This is a genomic window from Tenacibaculum caenipelagi (assembly GCF_004363005.1).
In the GTDB taxonomy this organism is placed as follows: Bacteria; Bacteroidota; Bacteroidia; order Flavobacteriales; family Flavobacteriaceae; genus Polaribacter; species Polaribacter caenipelagi.
Genome location: NZ_SNYH01000007.1, coordinates 29116 through 45540, shown reverse-complemented (window position 1 = coordinate 45540; position 16425 = coordinate 29116). Strand labels below are relative to the sequence as shown.

At 32.1% G+C, this 16425-nt stretch carries 18 protein-coding genes; 17 read left to right on the top strand and 1 reads right to left on the bottom strand.

Features of this window, described 5'->3' with window-relative positions; translation table 11 throughout:
* Positions 1-18 precede the first annotated feature (18 nt).
* The 12 genes from DFQ07_RS14370 to DFQ07_RS14315 all read left to right on the top strand — a co-directional run bounded on the left by DFQ07_RS14370 (position 19) and on the right by DFQ07_RS14315 (position 10353).
* A complete protein-coding gene (locus DFQ07_RS14370) occupies positions 19-912 on the top strand; it encodes a MerR family transcriptional regulator (protein ID WP_133537950.1) in 894 nt (297 codons plus the stop codon).
* A 212-nt stretch (positions 913-1124) separates the two neighbouring features.
* Entirely contained in the window at positions 1125-2084 is a 960-nt protein-coding gene (locus DFQ07_RS14365) for a fasciclin domain-containing protein (protein ID WP_133537949.1), read from the top strand.
* A gap of 79 nt (positions 2085-2163) precedes the next feature.
* A complete protein-coding gene (locus DFQ07_RS14360) occupies positions 2164-3645 on the top strand; it encodes a phytoene desaturase family protein (RefSeq protein WP_133537948.1) in 1482 nt (493 codons plus the stop codon).
* The gene (locus DFQ07_RS14355) at positions 3629-4471 is read left to right on the top strand and encodes a phytoene/squalene synthase family protein (RefSeq protein WP_133537947.1); all 843 of its coding nucleotides are present in this window, start codon (positions 3629-3631) and stop codon (positions 4469-4471) included. Before DFQ07_RS14360 ends, DFQ07_RS14355 begins: the two co-directional genes overlap by 17 nt.
* Complete coding sequence (locus DFQ07_RS14350) at positions 4471-4911, top strand: hypothetical protein (RefSeq protein WP_133537946.1); 441 nt, start codon at positions 4471-4473, stop codon at positions 4909-4911. The genes DFQ07_RS14355 and DFQ07_RS14350 overlap by 1 nt, the downstream gene beginning before the upstream one ends.
* A complete protein-coding gene (locus tag DFQ07_RS14345) occupies positions 4908-5363 on the top strand; it encodes a sterol desaturase family protein (RefSeq protein WP_208107707.1) in 456 nt (151 codons plus the stop codon). Before DFQ07_RS14350 ends, DFQ07_RS14345 begins: the two co-directional genes overlap by 4 nt.
* 17 nt (positions 5364-5380) lie before the next feature.
* Positions 5381-6061 carry a lycopene cyclase domain-containing protein gene (locus DFQ07_RS14340; RefSeq protein WP_133537944.1) on the top strand — a complete coding sequence of 227 codons (681 nt, stop codon included), beginning with the start codon at positions 5381-5383 and terminating at the stop codon, positions 6059-6061.
* Positions 6048-6521, top strand: a complete 474-nt coding sequence (locus DFQ07_RS14335) for a TspO/MBR family protein (protein WP_133537943.1) — start codon at positions 6048-6050, stop codon at positions 6519-6521. Before DFQ07_RS14340 ends, DFQ07_RS14335 begins: the two co-directional genes overlap by 14 nt.
* Before the next feature lie 41 nt (positions 6522-6562).
* Complete coding sequence (locus DFQ07_RS14330; protein WP_133537942.1) at positions 6563-7981, top strand: SDR family oxidoreductase; 1419 nt, start codon at positions 6563-6565, stop codon at positions 7979-7981.
* An 89-nt stretch (positions 7982-8070) separates the two neighbouring features.
* Complete coding sequence (locus tag DFQ07_RS14325; protein ID WP_243743995.1) at positions 8071-8586, top strand: glutathione peroxidase; 516 nt, start codon at positions 8071-8073, stop codon at positions 8584-8586.
* A 5-nt stretch (positions 8587-8591) separates the two neighbouring features.
* The gene (locus tag DFQ07_RS14320) at positions 8592-9077 is read left to right on the top strand and encodes an SRPBCC family protein (protein ID WP_133537940.1); all 486 of its coding nucleotides are present in this window, start codon (positions 8592-8594) and stop codon (positions 9075-9077) included.
* The gene (locus tag DFQ07_RS14315) at positions 9070-10353 is read left to right on the top strand and encodes a cryptochrome/photolyase family protein (protein WP_133537939.1); all 1284 of its coding nucleotides are present in this window, start codon (positions 9070-9072) and stop codon (positions 10351-10353) included. Before DFQ07_RS14320 ends, DFQ07_RS14315 begins: the two co-directional genes overlap by 8 nt.
* Before the next feature lie 38 nt (positions 10354-10391).
* Here the strand turns inward: DFQ07_RS14315 and alaS are convergent, their stop codons facing one another.
* Positions 10392-13007: an alanine--tRNA ligase gene (gene alaS, locus DFQ07_RS14310; RefSeq protein ID WP_133537938.1), complete on the bottom strand. Its 2616-nt coding sequence runs from the start codon at positions 13005-13007 to the stop codon at positions 10392-10394.
* Positions 13008-13161: 154 nt separating this feature from the next.
* Here alaS and DFQ07_RS14305 point away from each other — a divergent pair, with 154 nt between their 5' ends.
* Genes DFQ07_RS14305 through DFQ07_RS14285 form a run of 5 tightly spaced genes read left to right on the top strand, consistent with a single transcriptional unit; the run spans position 13162 to position 16399 of the window.
* Entirely contained in the window at positions 13162-14130 is a 969-nt protein-coding gene (locus DFQ07_RS14305) for a M23 family metallopeptidase (protein WP_133537937.1), read from the top strand.
* Positions 14131-14151: 21 nt separating this feature from the next.
* The gene (locus tag DFQ07_RS14300; RefSeq protein WP_133537936.1) at positions 14152-14481 is read left to right on the top strand and encodes a MerR family transcriptional regulator; all 330 of its coding nucleotides are present in this window, start codon (positions 14152-14154) and stop codon (positions 14479-14481) included.
* Positions 14482-14499: 18 nt separating this feature from the next.
* Complete coding sequence (locus tag DFQ07_RS14295; RefSeq protein WP_133537935.1) at positions 14500-15102, top strand: LemA family protein; 603 nt, start codon at positions 14500-14502, stop codon at positions 15100-15102.
* A 3-nt stretch (positions 15103-15105) separates the two neighbouring features.
* Positions 15106-15543 (top strand): TPM domain-containing protein, encoded by a 438-nt coding sequence (locus DFQ07_RS14290; protein ID WP_133537934.1) that lies wholly within the window; start codon positions 15106-15108, stop codon positions 15541-15543.
* Positions 15524-16399, top strand: a complete 876-nt coding sequence (locus DFQ07_RS14285) for a TPM domain-containing protein (protein WP_133537933.1) — start codon at positions 15524-15526, stop codon at positions 16397-16399. The genes DFQ07_RS14290 and DFQ07_RS14285 overlap by 20 nt, the downstream gene beginning before the upstream one ends.
* Positions 16400-16425: the final 26 nt, after the last annotated feature.

Sequence of the window (16425 nt, the reverse complement as noted above, 5' to 3'; positions counted from 1 at the left end):
AATTATAATTAAAAAGTATTGAACAATATAAAGTCTATATTTACAATAAAAGATCTTGAAAATATTTCAGGAATAAAAGCACATACGATTCGTATTTGGGAGAAGCGTTACAACCTTTTATCACCTGAAAGAACAGATACTAATATTCGATACTATTCTTCAGAGAATCTTCAAAAGCTATTAAATGTTGTTTTGTTAAATAATAATAACATCAAAATCTCTAAAATAGCTGAAATGTCTGATGATACAATTATTCTAAAAGCAAGAGAGTTGGCTTTTAAGATGGCAGTTAATGATGAGGCTGTAAATTCTCTTAAGCTAGCAATGTTCCAGTTTGATAAAACATTGTTTAATAAGACCTATAATAGGTTGATGCAGAGAAAAAGTTTCAGAGAGGTGTTTAAAGATGTTTTTGTGCCCTTTCTAGATCATGTAGGTTTGTTGTGGCAAACAGATACTTTGTTGCCTGCACATGAGCATTTTATTTCAAACTTAATAGTGCAGAAAATACAAATTAATATTGAGAAGCTTGAATACTTAGTTAGTAATTCTAATGTTACATATGTGTTGTTTTTACCTGAAAATGAAATTCATGAATTAGGATTGATGTACTTAAATTATGAGCTTATTTTAAGAGGGCATGAGACAATTTATTTGGGGCAAAGTTTGCCTCTTGATAATTTGGATTACTTTTTTAAAAGTAAAACAAAGATTTGTTTTGTTACTTCTATGACTGTACAACCTTTTGAGGATAAGATAACGGAATACTTTTCTAAGGTTGAAGAAGTACTTGAAGGTACAGGTCATGAGTTAGTCGCTTTTGGGAAAAAAGCTATGGCGGTTGATGATGTTAGTTTTAAAGCAGTTATCAAGGTGTATCCATCTTTAAAAGCATTTCTGAATAAACTTTAATTTTTTTAGGAAATTTATTTTTGTTTAATATTTTTTTGTTTTTATTAAACAAAAAATGTAACTTTGGCTAATGTTTTGATTTTCAAAGCATATTTTTTTAAGGAGATTTATTTTGTTTAATTATTATTTAAAAAGGATAAACAAAGTCTATCGAAGCTGAAAAGTAGACTATAAAAAAATAAGAGTAAGCATTAACTAAAGAGTATATAATTATGAAAGCTAAGAATTTAACTTTGATGTTTTTTTTAAGTGTGTTTTTAAGTTTTGGTCTATTTACATCATGCAGTGACGATGATGATCCTATTATAGAGCAAGCTAAAACTATAGTTGATGTAGCTGTTGCAGATTCCAATCTAAGTATCCTAGTGTCTGCTTTGCAAAAGGCTGATTTAGTGTCTGCTTTACAGGCTGAAGGATCTTTTACGGTTTTTGCGCCTACAAATGCAGCGTTTCAAGCATTGTTAGATAGTAATGACTCATGGAATTCTTTGGATGATATTCCAGTTGAAACATTAAAGTCAGTGTTGTTGTTTCATGTCATAAGTGGTGAAGTAAAAGCGGCAGATTTATCCAATACGTATGTAAATACGCTGTCTACAGGTCCAAATGATGAGATGTTGTCGTTACAAGTTGAGGTAACTGGAGGTGTTGAGTTTAATGGAGATTCAAAACCGATTGTAACAGATATTATGGCTTCAAATGGAGTTATACATACAATAGATAAAGTAATGTTACCAACTAATGTAGTGACTTTAGCATTAAACAATAGTGGCTTTACCTCTTTGGTTGCAGCATTAACAGATGATCGTCATACTACAGATTTTGTTTCCATATTAAATCAAAACGGACCTTATACGGTTTTTACTCCTACTAACGATGCTTTTCAAGCTTTGTTAGATAGTAATGATTCTTGGAATTCGTTAGCAGATATTCCGATAGCAACTTTAGAAGCGGTATTGAAGTATCATGTATTTGCAGGAGGAAATGTGCAGTCAGATGAATTAAGTGATAACCAAGAAATCACAATGTTCGATGGAAATATAGTAACAGTTGATTTGTCTAGTGGAGCTAAATTAGATACAAGTTTAGGACAGTCTGTTGTAATTTCTTTAACAGATATACAAGGAACGAACGGGGTAATTCATGTAGTAAATAGTGTTCTTTTGCCTTGATTAAGGTGTTAAGTTGTTGACTACAAACGAGAAATGTTTCTCGTTTGTAGTTAATTTAATTATATTTATAAGAAAGAAATTGAAAAAAAAAGTATACATAATAGGTTCGGGTTTTTCATCTTTATCAGCTTCTTGCTATCTAGCTAAAGCGGGGTATAAGGTGGTGGTATTAGAAAAAAACGCAACGATTGGAGGTAGAGCAAGACAATTATTAAGAGACGGTTTTACTTTTGATATTGGTCCTACATGGTATTGGATGCCCGATGTTTTTGAAAAGTTTTTTGCAGACTTTGGAAAGGTGCCTTCGGATTACTACGAGTTAGAAAGATTAAGTCCTGCTTATGAAGTGTACTTCGGAGAAAAAGATTCAATTATAATTCCAGGAGCATTAGATGAGATTTATGAGGTTTTTGAAAAAGAAGAAAAAGGAAGTTCGAAACACCTACAATCTTTTTTAAAATCAGCAAAATACAATTATGATGTTTCTATAAATGACTTGGTTTATAAACCAGGGATTTCTCCTTTAGAGTTGATAACTCCTATTACTATGGGGAAGATATTTCAGTTTTTTTCTACCATTAGGCATGAAGTGAGAAAAAAAATAAAGAGTAAAAAGCTAATTCAGATTTTAGAATTTCCTGTATTGTTTTTAGGGGCAAAGCCAAGCAACACTCCAGCTTTTTACAATTTTATGAATTATGCCGATTTTGGTTTAGGTACATGGCATCCAAAAGGAGGAATGTATAAAGTTATAGAGGCTATGACTACTCTAGCTACTAGCTTAGGTGTAGAATTTCAAACCAATGCAAATGTTGAAGAAATTATAGTAAATGATAAAGGAGAAGCAATTGGGGTTGCAGTAGATGGAAAATTAATGGAATCTGATGTAGTGTTAAGTGGAGCAGATTATCATCATACAGAAACTTTACTACCTAAATATCTTAGACAGTATTCAGAAAGTTATTGGGATAAAAAAACATTTGCACCTTCATCATTGCTCTTTTATGTAGGTTTTGATAAGAAGTTAAAAAATGTATGTCATCATACTTTATTTTTTGATACAGATTTTGATGTGCATGCTAAAACTATTTATGATGTACCAAGTTGGCCTAAAGAGCCATTGTTTTATGCAAGTTTTCCTTCTATAACAGATGATTCTTTTACGCCCAAAGGAAAAGAAGCAGCCACTTTTTTGATCCCATTAGCACCAGGTATAGAAGATACACCAGAGTTGAGGGAGCGTTATTTCAATATAATAATCAAAAGATTAGAGAAGTTAACAGGTCAATCAGTAAAAGAATATGTATTGTTTAAAGAAAGCTTCTGTGTAAATGATTTTGTGAAAGAGTATAATTCATACAAAGGAAATGCCTACGGTTTAGCTAATATTTTAACACAAACAGCATTTTTAAGACCTAAGATAAAAAGTAAAAAAGTAAAGAATTTATTCTTTACAGGACAATTAACAGTGCCAGGACCAGGAGTTCCTCCGTCTTTAATTTCAGGGAAAATAGCTTCAGATTTAATTTTAAAAACGTACAAAGATGAAACAATTGTTTGATGAGGTTTCTTACGCGTGTAGTAAGTTGGTAACTCAGAAATATAGTACTTCATTTTCGTTAGCTACGAAGATGTTATCACCAAAAATACGTACAGATATTTATAATATTTACGGTTTTGTACGCTTTGCAGATGAAATAGTAGATTCTTTTCATCAGTATGATAAGGAGCAATTACTATTAAAATTTGAAAGAGATTATTACGAATCCAAGAATAGAGGTATTAGCTTAAACCCTATTTTAAATTCGTTCATACACACCGTAAACAAGTATAAAATTTCCGATGAGTTGGTACAAGCATTTTTAAAAAGTATGAAAGCTGATTTGTACAAAACAGAATATACAACTGCAGAGGAATATAATGCCTACATCTATGGTTCTGCAGATGTTGTAGGGTTAATGTGTGTGAAAGTTTTTGTAAAAGGAAATAAACAAAAATATGAGGAGTTGAAAGAGCCTGCAATGCGTTTAGGATCAGCATTTCAAAAAGTAAACTTTTTAAGAGACTTAAAAGAAGATTTTAACGAATTGAATAGGTCTTATTTTCCAAATATCAATTTTGGAGACTTAAGTGCAGAAGGAAAAAACACAATAATTAAAGAAATAGAAGACGATTTTGACTTTGCTTATAAAAACGGAATTTTAAAGTTACCTGTTGAAGCAAAATTCGGAGTGTATATGGCATATAGGTATTACAAAAAACTATTAAAAAAACTAAAAGATACACCTTCAACAAAAATTATGGATACTAGAATTCGAATTTCTAATCCAATGAAAATTAATCTATTGGCAAGAAGTTATATAAAATATAAGCTAAATTTAATATAATGAAGTATCTTTTGTTGCATGTTGTAATATTGTTGTTCTCTGGTTTTACAAATACTCCGGAGTTTGTTAAAGAATATCATGATTTGTTAAGGCAAGAGGATGAGCAACAGTATATTCAGAAGTATGATTACATCAATGATATAAATGTTCAAGCCTATGTAGTTTCCTTACAAATGAAGCAGGCAAAATATAAAACGATGCCTTGGAGTAAACTAAAAGTCTTTAACACTAATAAAAACCAGTTAGAAGAACTAATTTTAAAGAACCCTAATAATGTTCACTTAAGGTATGTTCGATTGGTAATACAAGAAAATACACCTAGTATTTTAGGTTATACATCTTCTATTAAAGAAGATAAACAGTTTTTAAAAAAAGTGCTTCAAAAAAAAGACAGTGTAAGTTATTTACATACATATATAATTAACAATACATCATTATGAATATAGCAGATTACATAGCAGTAACTACACTAACGTTTATTGTTATGGAAGGAGTTACTTGGTGCACACATAAATATGTGATGCACGGTTTTGGTTGGTTTTTGCATGAAGATCATCATCAACCAGGATATCCACATGTTTTTGAGAAAAATGATGCTTTTTTCGTGGTTTTTGCAATTCCTAGTATTCTGTTATTCTACTTCGGGATTCGACCAGAGTTAAACTTTATGTTTTTTATAGGACTGGGTATTTTATTGTATGGTATTGCTTATTTCTTGGTACATGATGTATTAATTCACAGAAGATTTAAGTGGTTTGATAAAACGAATAACCAATACTTAAAAGGCTTGAGAAAAGCACATAAAATTCATCACAAACATTTGGGGAAACACGACGGAGAATGTTTCGGAATGTTGTTTGTCCCTTTTAAATATTTTAATAAGAGACAGTGAGTCAGTATTTGTATTTAATGTTAAATCTAGGGAGTTTAAGTATTCCGCTATTGTATAGTGTTTTTGAAAAGAAACTACACTTTATACAATATTTCAAACAAGCTGCACTTAGTATTTTGTTAGTTGCCTTGTTTTTTTTAATCTGGGACAGTTGGTTTACGCAAATGGGAGTATGGGGATTTAATCCAGACTATCATTTATCATTAAAGCTATTGTATATGCCAATGGAAGAATGGATGTTCTTCTTCTGTATTCCTTACTCGTGCTTATTTACACATGAAGCGTTGAAGTTTTTATTTCCGAAATTTAAGTTGTCAAAGTCAGTAACGGTACTTCTCAGTTTTTCACTAATTGTACTAGTTGTTTTGTTATTGATTTTTAACTTCGGAAAGTGGTATACTACTGTAAATTTTATACTATTTTTATTATTGTTAGGCTATGCGTTAAAGAATCACTTAAGCACATTGCAAGAATATTATCCTAGTTTCTTAGTGATATTAATTCCTTTTTTAATTGTCAATGGAATTTTAACAGGAAGTTTTATAGATGAACCAGTGGTTTGGTACAATAACGCAGAGAATTTAGATTTTAGAATCTTCACTATACCTTTTGAAGATATTTTTTATGCATTTACCCTGTTGTTTTCAATACAGTTAATCTTCAATTTCTTAAAAAATAAAAAACTTGAAAGAAAATAAATACATACGATTTTTAATATTCCTAATCGCTAATTTTTCGGCTTTAGCTATTGGGGCTTGGTTAATGAATGAAGAGCCAAGGACAGATTGGTATTTGTCTTTAAATAAAGCTCCATGGACACCAGCAGGTTGGGTTTTTGGAGTGGCTTGGACAACCATTATGGTTTTGTTTTCTGTATACATGACAAAAGTGAGTTTTCAGTATGAGTTTTTAAATAGAAAAGTGCTCATTTTATATATAGATCAGTGGGTTTTAAACGTAAGCTGGAATTATATTTTCTTTAATCAACATTTAACAAAACTAGGTTTAGTCGTAATCGTTTTATTATGGTTGCTTATTGGTTATTTCACTTTTGAATATTTGAAAAAAATAAAGAGGTATACCTTATTTATACTTCCGTATTTAATATGGATGACCATTGCAGTGAGTTTAAATGCTTATATCGTATTTAATAATTGATGAAGAGGTTATAAGTCTTCACTATATCAAAGTCCAAAGGAATGAAAATCTTAATTACAGGTACTACAGGTTATATAGGAAAACGATTAATTGTTAGGTTGTTAGAAAGTAAGCATCAATTAGTTTGTTGCGTCCGTGATTTAGATAGAATACCAGATGAGTTTGAAAACAATCCGAATGTTACTTTTATAAAAGTTGATTTTTTAAATACAGAAAATACGAATTTTCCAAAAGATATCGATGTAGCTTACTATTTAATACATTCGATGTCTACGACTTCAGAAAATTTTGAAAACTTAGAGTTAACTTGTGCAGAGAACTTTAAAAGTTTGATAGAACCAACCAACTGTGAACAAGTTATATACTTAAGTGGAATTGTAAATGACAACTCATTATCCAAACATTTACAGTCGAGATACGAAGTAGAAAAAAAGCTACAATCAAACAGTTATGCATTAACGACTTTTAGAGCAGGAATTATAGTAGGAAGCGGAAGTGCTTCTTTTGAAATTATAAGAGATATTGTAGAAAAGCTTCCTGTAATGGTGACTCCTAAATGGTTAAAAACGAAAACACAACCTATTGCAGTTAGAGATGTTTTAGCTTTTTTAGAAAATAGTTTACAAGTTAAAGAAACTCATAACAAATCTTTTGATATCTGCGGACCTGAAATATTAAGCTATAAAGAAATGTTGTTACAGTTCGCTGAGGTAAGAGGTTTTAAAAGACATATTTATACACTTCCAGTTTTAACACCAAGATTATCTTCCTATTGGTTGTATTTTGTGACATCAACCTCTTTTAATTTAGCACAAGCTTTAGTGGATAGTATGAAAGTTGAGGTAATAGCAAAACAAAGTAATATCAATAAACTACTTAATGTGGAGCCTATAGCTTATAAAGAAGCGGTATCATTAGCATTTCAGAAAATAGAGCAAAATGAAGTGATTTCTAGCTGGAAAGATGCTATGAGTAGCGGAGTATTTAATGATCAATTAGCAAAACATATTCAAATACCTCAATACGGATGCTTTAAAGATATTAGAGTTAGAGGAATACAAAATGAAGCAAATACATTACATAAAATTTGGAGTATAGGAGGAAAAACTGGGTGGTACAAGTTTAATTTTCTTTGGAAGGTAAGAGGGTACGTAGATAAGCTTTTCGGTGGAGTTGGATTACGAAGAGGACGAAGACATCCCACAGAATTAGAACCAGGAGATCCACTCGATTTTTGGAGAGTATTGTTAGCAGATAAAAAAAATAAAAGGTTGATTTTGTTTGCAGAAATGAAACTGCCCGGAGAGGCGTGGTTAGAGTTTGAAATAGTAAAAGACAAACTATATCAAAGAGCAGTTTTTAGACCCAAAGGAATTTGGGGAAGAATGTATTGGTATGCTGTTTTACCCTTTCACGCATTCGTGTTTAAAGGAATGATTAATCATTTAATAAAGGAGTAATTATGAAATTAAATGCATATTTTTATACATAAAATTATAATAAATAAACAATAGTAATATTAATGAGAACACTTAAAATATTTTTGATAATGGCATTATTTAGTTTTTCAGGAAAAGCACAAACAATTACTCCAAAAGAGTCGTTGTATGAGATTTCAATAAATGGCATTGATGGAGAAAATTTAGACCTTCACCAATTTAAAGGGAAAAAAATATTGTTTGTAAATGTAGCTTCGAAATGCGGATTTACAAAGCAATATGAAGGATTACAAGAATTGTATTCAAAACACAAAGATAAGTTGGTTGTAATAGGGTTACCATGTAATCAATTTGGAGAGCAAGAACCAGGTACCTTAAAAGAAATACAATCGTTTTGTAGTTTAAACTATGGAGTAGACTTTCCAATGACAGAGAAAATAGAAGTAAAAGGAGAGGGGCAACATCCGCTATACCAATGGTTAACTCAAAAAGAGAAAAACGGAAAAATGAATTCTACAGTAAAGTGGAATTTTCAAAAATACTTAGTTGATGAAGAAGGTAGATTAATTGATGTGTTTTACTCAATTACAAAACCTACTAGTAAGAAAATTACTAAGTTGTTATAATGTAGATGATTCATTTTTATGAGCATTCAGGCATCTATACACTCGAAACGGAGCTGGTACTTAATGTTCCGTTAAAGCAAGCATGGGATTTTTTTAGTTCTCCTGAAAACTTGCAAAAAATAACTCCTCCTCATATGAGTTTTCAAATGACTTCTAAAGTTGATAAGAAAGCATATGCAGGGCAAATTATAACGTATAAAGTAGGAATTCTTCCTGGGGTAAAGTCAAACTGGGTGACAGAAATTACTCAAGTAAAAAATAAAGAGTTTTTTATAGATGAACAGCGTTTTGGTCCTTATAAAATGTGGCATCACGAACATTGGTTTGATGAATTGGCAGAAGGAAAAACTTTGATGAAAGATAAAATTTCATACAAAATACCTTTCGGTTTTTTAGGTCATTTAGCACAGGTGATTTTTATTAAAAAACAATTGAAAACAATATTTGAGTATCGTTATCAAACACTAGAAGAGCTATTCAATAATGTCTAAAGTTACATTTTTTTGGTTTCGTAGAGATTTACGGTTGGAGGACAATAGAGGTTTGTTTGAAGCGCTAAAATCTGGCAATAAAGTAATTCCAGTTTTTATTTTTGATGAGGAAATATTAGATAAATTACCTAAAAATGATGCCAGAGTAACTTTTATACATCAAACCTTAAAAGAATTGGATGAAGCTTTAAAAAAGGCTTCATCTTCTTTACTTGTTAAAAAAGGAAAGCCACTTGAGGTTTGGAAAAAGCTTGTAGAAGAATATGATATAGAGGCAGTTTATACGAATAAAGATTATGAGCCTTATGCAATTAAAAGGGATAGAGAAGCTGCAAGTTTTTTAGACTCAAAAAGAATAATATTTAAAGCTTTTAAAGATCAAGTAATTTTTGAAGAAAGCGAAGTCTTAAAAGCTGATAACAGTCCGTATACCGTTTTTACACCTTATAAAAACAAGTGGTTACAAAACTTTTCAAAAGAAGAAGATACACAAGAATTTACAATAAATTTTGATGGTTTTTATCCGTTTTCTTCAGAGGTTCCTTTGTTATCTTCAATAGGTTTTGAAAAAAGTGCCATTAGAGTGAAACCTTATAATTTATCAAATATAGAAGTATATGATGAGGTGAGAGATTTTCCTTCTCAAGATAAAACGTCGTATTTGTCTCCTTATTTACGGTTTGGGTTGGTAAGTATTCGAAAAATGGTTCGTTTTGCTTTAAAAACCAATACCACTTTTTTGAGTGAATTGATTTGGCGTGAGTTTTTTATGCAAATTCTATATCATTTTCCTAAGGTAGTTACTCGGAATTTTAAGCAAAAATATGATGTTGTTCCTTGGAGAAATAACGAAGAGGAATTTCAAAAATGGTGTGAAGGAAAAACAGGATACCCTATGGTAGATGCGGGGATGCGAGAGTTGAATGAAACAGGATATATGCACAACAGAGTACGAATGATTACTGCGGGGTTTCTATGTAAACATTTGCTCATTGATTGGCGTTGGGGAGAAGCGTATTTCGCAGAAAAACTGTTGGACTATGATCTGTCAGCAAATAATGGAAATTGGCAGTGGGCAGCCGGTACAGGTTGCGATGCTGCACCATATTTTAGAGTGTTTAATCCGACAGAACAACTCAAGAAGTTCGACAAAGACTTGCGATATGTAAAAAAATGGGTGAAAGATTTTGATGAATTAACATATCCGCAACCTATGGTAGAGCATAAGTTTGCCAGAGAGCGTGCGATAGATATTTACAAAAAAGCGTTACAATAAAAAAAGGTTCAGAATTTTCTGAACCTTTTTAGTATATGTTAAGCGATATAATCTTTTGCTCTTTCTAATGCTTTAGGAATTCCTCCAGGATTTTTACCACCAGCAGTAGCAAAGAAGTTTTGTCCACCACCACCACCGTGGATTAATTTTCCTAATTCTCTAACTACTTTTCCAGCATCGTAGCCTTTTTCATTAGCTAAATCTTTAGATATATAACAAGTTAGCATAGCTTTGTCTGTGGAAGGAGCAGTAGCAAATAACAAGAATAAATTGTTAATTTCTCCTCCTAATTCAAACATTAAGTCTTTAATGCTATTTGGGTCTAAATCTACTTTTGTTGCTAAAAACTGAACTCCGTTTACTTCTTGAAGCTGGTTTTTAAGATCGCCTTTCATGTTTTTAGCTTTGTCTTTTAATAATTGCTCAATCTGCTTTTTTAAAGCTGCATTTTCATCTTGTAAACCACTTACAGATTTCGCTATGTCTTTAGGGTTTTTTAATAACTGCTTTACAGCATCGTAATTGCGCTCAACATCTTCAAAGTATTCTCCAACAGCAACATTGGTAATTGCTTCGATACGACGAATACCAGCGGCAACAGCTCCTTCTGATTTAATTTTAAAATACCAAATATCACCTGTTTGAGGTACGTGAGTTCCTCCACATAATTCCATAGATTGTCCAAAACGAATTGCACGAACACTGTCTTCGTATTTTTCACCAAATAAAGCAATAGCGCCTTCGTCAATAGCTTGTTGCATTGGAATGTTACGTTTTTCTTCTAGAGGAAGATTTTCACGAATACGAGCATTTACGAACTCTTCTATTTCTTGTAATTGATCTTTATCAACTTTTGAAAAATGAGAAAAATCGAAACGTAAATAATCAGGGCTAACTAAAGAACCTTTTTGTTCTACATGGTCACCTAAAATAGTTCGTAAAGCTTGGTGTAATAAGTGAGTAGCAGAGTGATTACTGGCAGATAAACGTCTGTGTTCATCATTTACAACAGCTTTAAACGTGTCGTTTAAGTTTTTAGGTAAGTTTTTTGTGAAATGAATAATTACATTATTCTCTTTTTTAGTGTCGATTACATAAATAACATCTCCATTAGGAGTTTCTATGTATCCTCGGTCACCAACTTGTCCACCACCTTCTGGATAGAAAGGAGTCATATTGAATACCAACTGGTATTGATCACCGTCTTTTTTAGTGGTAACTTTTCTATATCTCGTTAATCGAACATCAACACTTAAGGTGTCATATCCAACAAATTCTTCAACTTCATCATCTAATAAAATAACCCAATCAGAGGTTTCACTTGCAGATGCTGCACGCGAACGATCTTTTTGAGCTTTCATTCCCATATTGAATTCTTCCTCGTTAATATCGTATCCTTTTTCACGAGCAATTAACTGTGTTAAGTCTAAAGGGAAGCCATAAGTATCGTACAGTTCAAAAGCTTTAGCTCCTGATACTGTTTTACCCGAGGTTTCTTCAATAACTTTATCTAACAATAATAAACCTTGATCTAACGTACGTAAGAAAGAAGCTTCTTCTTCTTTAATTACATTATGAACTAGGTTGTCTTGCTTTCTAATTTCAGGAAAAGCGTTCCCCATCTGATGAGCTAAAGTCTCAGCTAATTTATAAATAAAGGGCTCCTTCTTATTTAAGAAAGTGAAACCGTAACGGATAGCACGACGTAAAATTCTACGAATTACATACCCTGCACCATTATTACTTGGTAGCTGTCCATCAGCAATAGCGAAAGCAACTGCACGAACATGGTCGGCAATTACACGAATAGCAATATCAACTTTTTCATCTTTACCATACCCAACACCCGTAATTGTTTCAATTTCTCGAATTAACGGAGTAAATACATCTGTATCATAGTTTGATTGAACTCCTTGCAACACCATACACAAACGTTCAAATCCCATTCCTGTATCGATATGCTTTGCAGGAAGTCCAGCTAAAGACCCGTCAGCTTTACGATTGTATTGCATAAAAACTAAGTTCCAGATTTCAACAACTTGAGGATGATCCTCATTTACTAATGATTTACCATCGATTTTTGCTTTTTCTTCTGCAGAACGAATATCTACATGAATTTCTGAACATGGACCACAAGGACCTTGCTCTCCCATTTCCCAAAAATTATCTTTTTTATTACCCATTAAGATACGATCTTCAGAAATGTATTGTTTCCAAATATCGTAGGCTTCTTGATCCATTTTTGTACCGTCTTTCTCATCACCTTCAAACACGGTTACATATAAAATATCCTTATCTATCTTATAAACTTCGGTCAATAATTCCCAAGCCCAAGCAATAGCTTCTTTCTTAAAGTAATCACCAAAACTCCAGTTACCTAGCATTTCAAACATAGTATGGTGGTAGGTATCGTAACCAACTTCTTCTAAGTCGTTGTGCTTACCTGAAACACGTAAACATTTTTGAGAATCGGCAATTCGATTATTTTTTGGAGTGGCATTACCTAAGAAATATTCTTTAAAAGGTGCCATACCAGAGTTGGTAAACATCAAAGTAGGGTCGTTCTTTAACACCATAGGTGCAGACGGAACAATATCGTGTTGTTTTGATTTAAAAAAATCTAAAAATTTAGTTCTAATATCTTGAGATTTCATACAACTCTAGGTATCTGATTTTTGTTAAAAAATATTTAAAAAACTGCTTGTAAAAAGAAGTTTTAAAAGATTTTGTAAATTTGTGAGTTTCCAAATTGTACATCCCCTTAAGGATGCTTAATTTAAAAAGCACAAAAATAGTACATTTAGCATTATGGCAAAAGTAAAATATTATTACGACCCAGAGACTTTATCGTATAGAAAGATAGAAGTAAAAAGAGGTGAAAAGTATAAGAAAACTTTTTTGGGGCTATTAAGTGTTTTATTAATTGCCTTTTTTGGTTTTATAGGATTTAGTCAGTTTTTGATGTCTCCTAAAGAACGAACACAAAAAAGAGAACTAGAAAATTTAAAACTACACTATGAACTGCTTACTAAAAAAATGAAAGAGAGTTCCGAAGTTCTAGCAGAGTTACAAGAAAGAGATAATAATATTTATAGAACTTATTTTGAAGCAAGTCCAATACCAGAAGAACAACGAAAAGCAGGGTTTGGAGGAGTGAATAGATATAAGCATTTAGACGGTTTTGATAATAGTAGTATGATAAAGAATGCAACGAAAGAGTTAGATATTTTATCAAAACAAATGGTTGTACAATCAAAATCGTTAGATGAGATTGTTGAGCTAGCAAAAGCAAAAGAAAAGATGTTAGCCTCAATACCAGCTATTCAACCTGTAAAAAACCAAGATTTAAAAAGAATGGCATCAGGTTATGGTATGCGTTTACATCCTATTTTGAAATCATGGAGAATGCATAATGGAATGGATTTCACCTCGCCAACTGGGACTCCAATCTTTGCATCAGGAAATGGTATTGTTAAAAAAGCACATAGAAGTTCTACTTTTGGGAAAGTGGTTTATATAGATCACGGATATGGTTATGAAACCATTTATGCTCACATGAGTAAAATTTTAGCTAAAAGAGGACAAAAAGTAAAACGTGGTGACTTAATAGGTTATGTAGGAAACACAGGGCGATCTGCTGCACCGCATTTGCACTACGAAGTACACAAGAATGGTAGACCGGTAAATCCTATTTACTATTACTATGGAGACTTAACTCCTGAAGAATTTATAGCTATGCAAAAAGCTTCACAACAAAAAGGTCAATCGTATGACTAAACTTTATAGAAGCTGTGAAAAATGTATATAGACTTACCAGATAAAAGATATTATAAGATAGGAGAAGTAGCCAAAGCTTTTGGAGTGAACAGTTCTCTAATTCGATTTTGGGATAAAGAGTTTGAAATTATCAATCCTAAAAAAAATGCGAAAGGAGATCGCTTGTTTACACAAGAAGATGTAAAAAACTTCAAGATCATATACAATCTGGTAAAAGAAAGAGGTTTTACTTTAGATGGAGCAAAGCAAAGACTAAAGAAAAATCCAGAAAAGGTCGTAAGCAATCAGGAAATTATTAGTAGATTAGAAGCAGTGAAAGCTGAATTAATAAAAATCAAAAATCAATTATAATTACAAAAATCAAAAATTATGAAAAAATGGTTAGTGCCTTTAATTATTATAGGAGTTCTAGGTTTTGGAATTTATTCATGGGCAAAAGGATTCTATAACAAAGGGATAACATATCAAGAAGATGCAAAAACAACGTGGTCTAATGTAGAAAGTTCTTACCAGAGAAGAAATGATTTAATAGGTAATTTAGTAAAAACTGTTCAAGGAGCTGCTGATTTTGAAAAAAGTACCTTAACAGACGTAATTAATGCAAGAGCAAAAGCAACTTCAGTAAATATTAATGCAGGAGATTTAACGCCAGAAAAAATGGCACAATTTCAACAAGCACAAACAGGATTGAGTGGAGCTTTGTCTAAGTTATTAGTATCTGTAGAACGTTACCCAGATATCAAAGCAAACAAAAACTTCCTAGAATTACAAAGTCAGTTAGAAGGAACTGAAAATAGAATTAATGTAGCTCGTGATCGTTATAATGAAGCAGTAAATATTTATAATAAACACATTAAAATGTTTCCTGGAAATTTATTAGCAGGTATGTTTGGTTTTACTGAAATGGCACGTTATAAAGCTGACCCAGGTTCAGAAAAAGCTCCAGATGCAAGCTTTGACTTCAAAAATTAAAAAATGTCTGATATAAAAGATTTTCTTACTGCTAAAGAAGAAGAGGAAATCGTTCTAGCTATTAGACAAGCAGAGCGAAATACTTCTGGTGAAATACGAGTACATATTGAGAGAACTACAGATGTCCCTCATTATGACCGAGCATTAGAAGTATTTCGTATGCTTAAAATGTTTAATACCCAACAACGTAATGCTGTATTATTATATATAGCAGTTGATGACCATAAGTTTGTAATTTATGGAGATGAAGGGATTAACAAAGTAGTTCCTGAAAATTTTTGGGAAACAACGAAAGAAGTTATACAAAAGCAATTTCAGAAAGGAGATTTTAAACAAGGGATTATTGATGGTGTTTTGAAAGCAGGAAAAGAATTACAAGCTCACTTTCCGTGGACTGTTGATAATGAAGATGAATTAAGTAATGAAGTGTCTAAAGGGTAAGGACTTTGTAGAAAGAAAGAGTATGGTAAAAAATATAGGGCTATCGTATAGAGTAATAAACAAGTTATATAACTTAAAAGTTATTCTTTTTCTTGTTGCATGTTTTTGTGTGCAAACTCTTTTCTCACAAGGATTTGAAATTCCTGAGACACCTAAGTTTCAAACAAGTGTTTACGATTATATCAATCTTTTATCACCTAATCAAAAGAAAAGCTTAGAAAATAAGCTAATTAAATATGCTGATACCACTTCAACACAAGTAGTAGTAGCAATTATAAGCTCAACTGAAGGAGAAGAAATAGGATATTTGGCTACCAATTGGGCACACAAATGGGGAATAGGAGGAAGTAAAGAGAAAGATAATGGAGTGTTTATGTTGTTGGCTAAAGATGACCGTAAAGTAACTATACGAACAGGTTATGGAACCGAACACTTATTAACTGATTATGTTTCTCGACAAATTATAGAGTACGACATTATTCCTTATTTTAAACAAGGTGACTATTATGCTGGGTTAAACAGTGGAGTAGATGCTATTTTTAAGGTAATGAGTGGTGAATACAAAGGCTCTAGAAAACAATCTAAAAAAACAGACTTTAGCTTTATTATCTTTATCATTATTCTGGTAGTATTTTTTATTATTATCTCAAGCGGAAGTAAAGGAAACCGTGGAGGAGGAAGAGGCTACAGAAAATCGGATGTAGCAAGAGGGATTTTAGAAACTATTATTTTAAGCAACGCAGGAAGAGGCGGTTTTGGTGGAGGATCATCAGGAGGCTTTGGTGGCGGAGGCGGCTTCGGCGGAGGTTTCGGAGGCGGAGGCTTTGGTGGTGGTGGAGCCACAGGAGGCTGGTAGTAACTTCATTTATTTGGTAAAGGTTA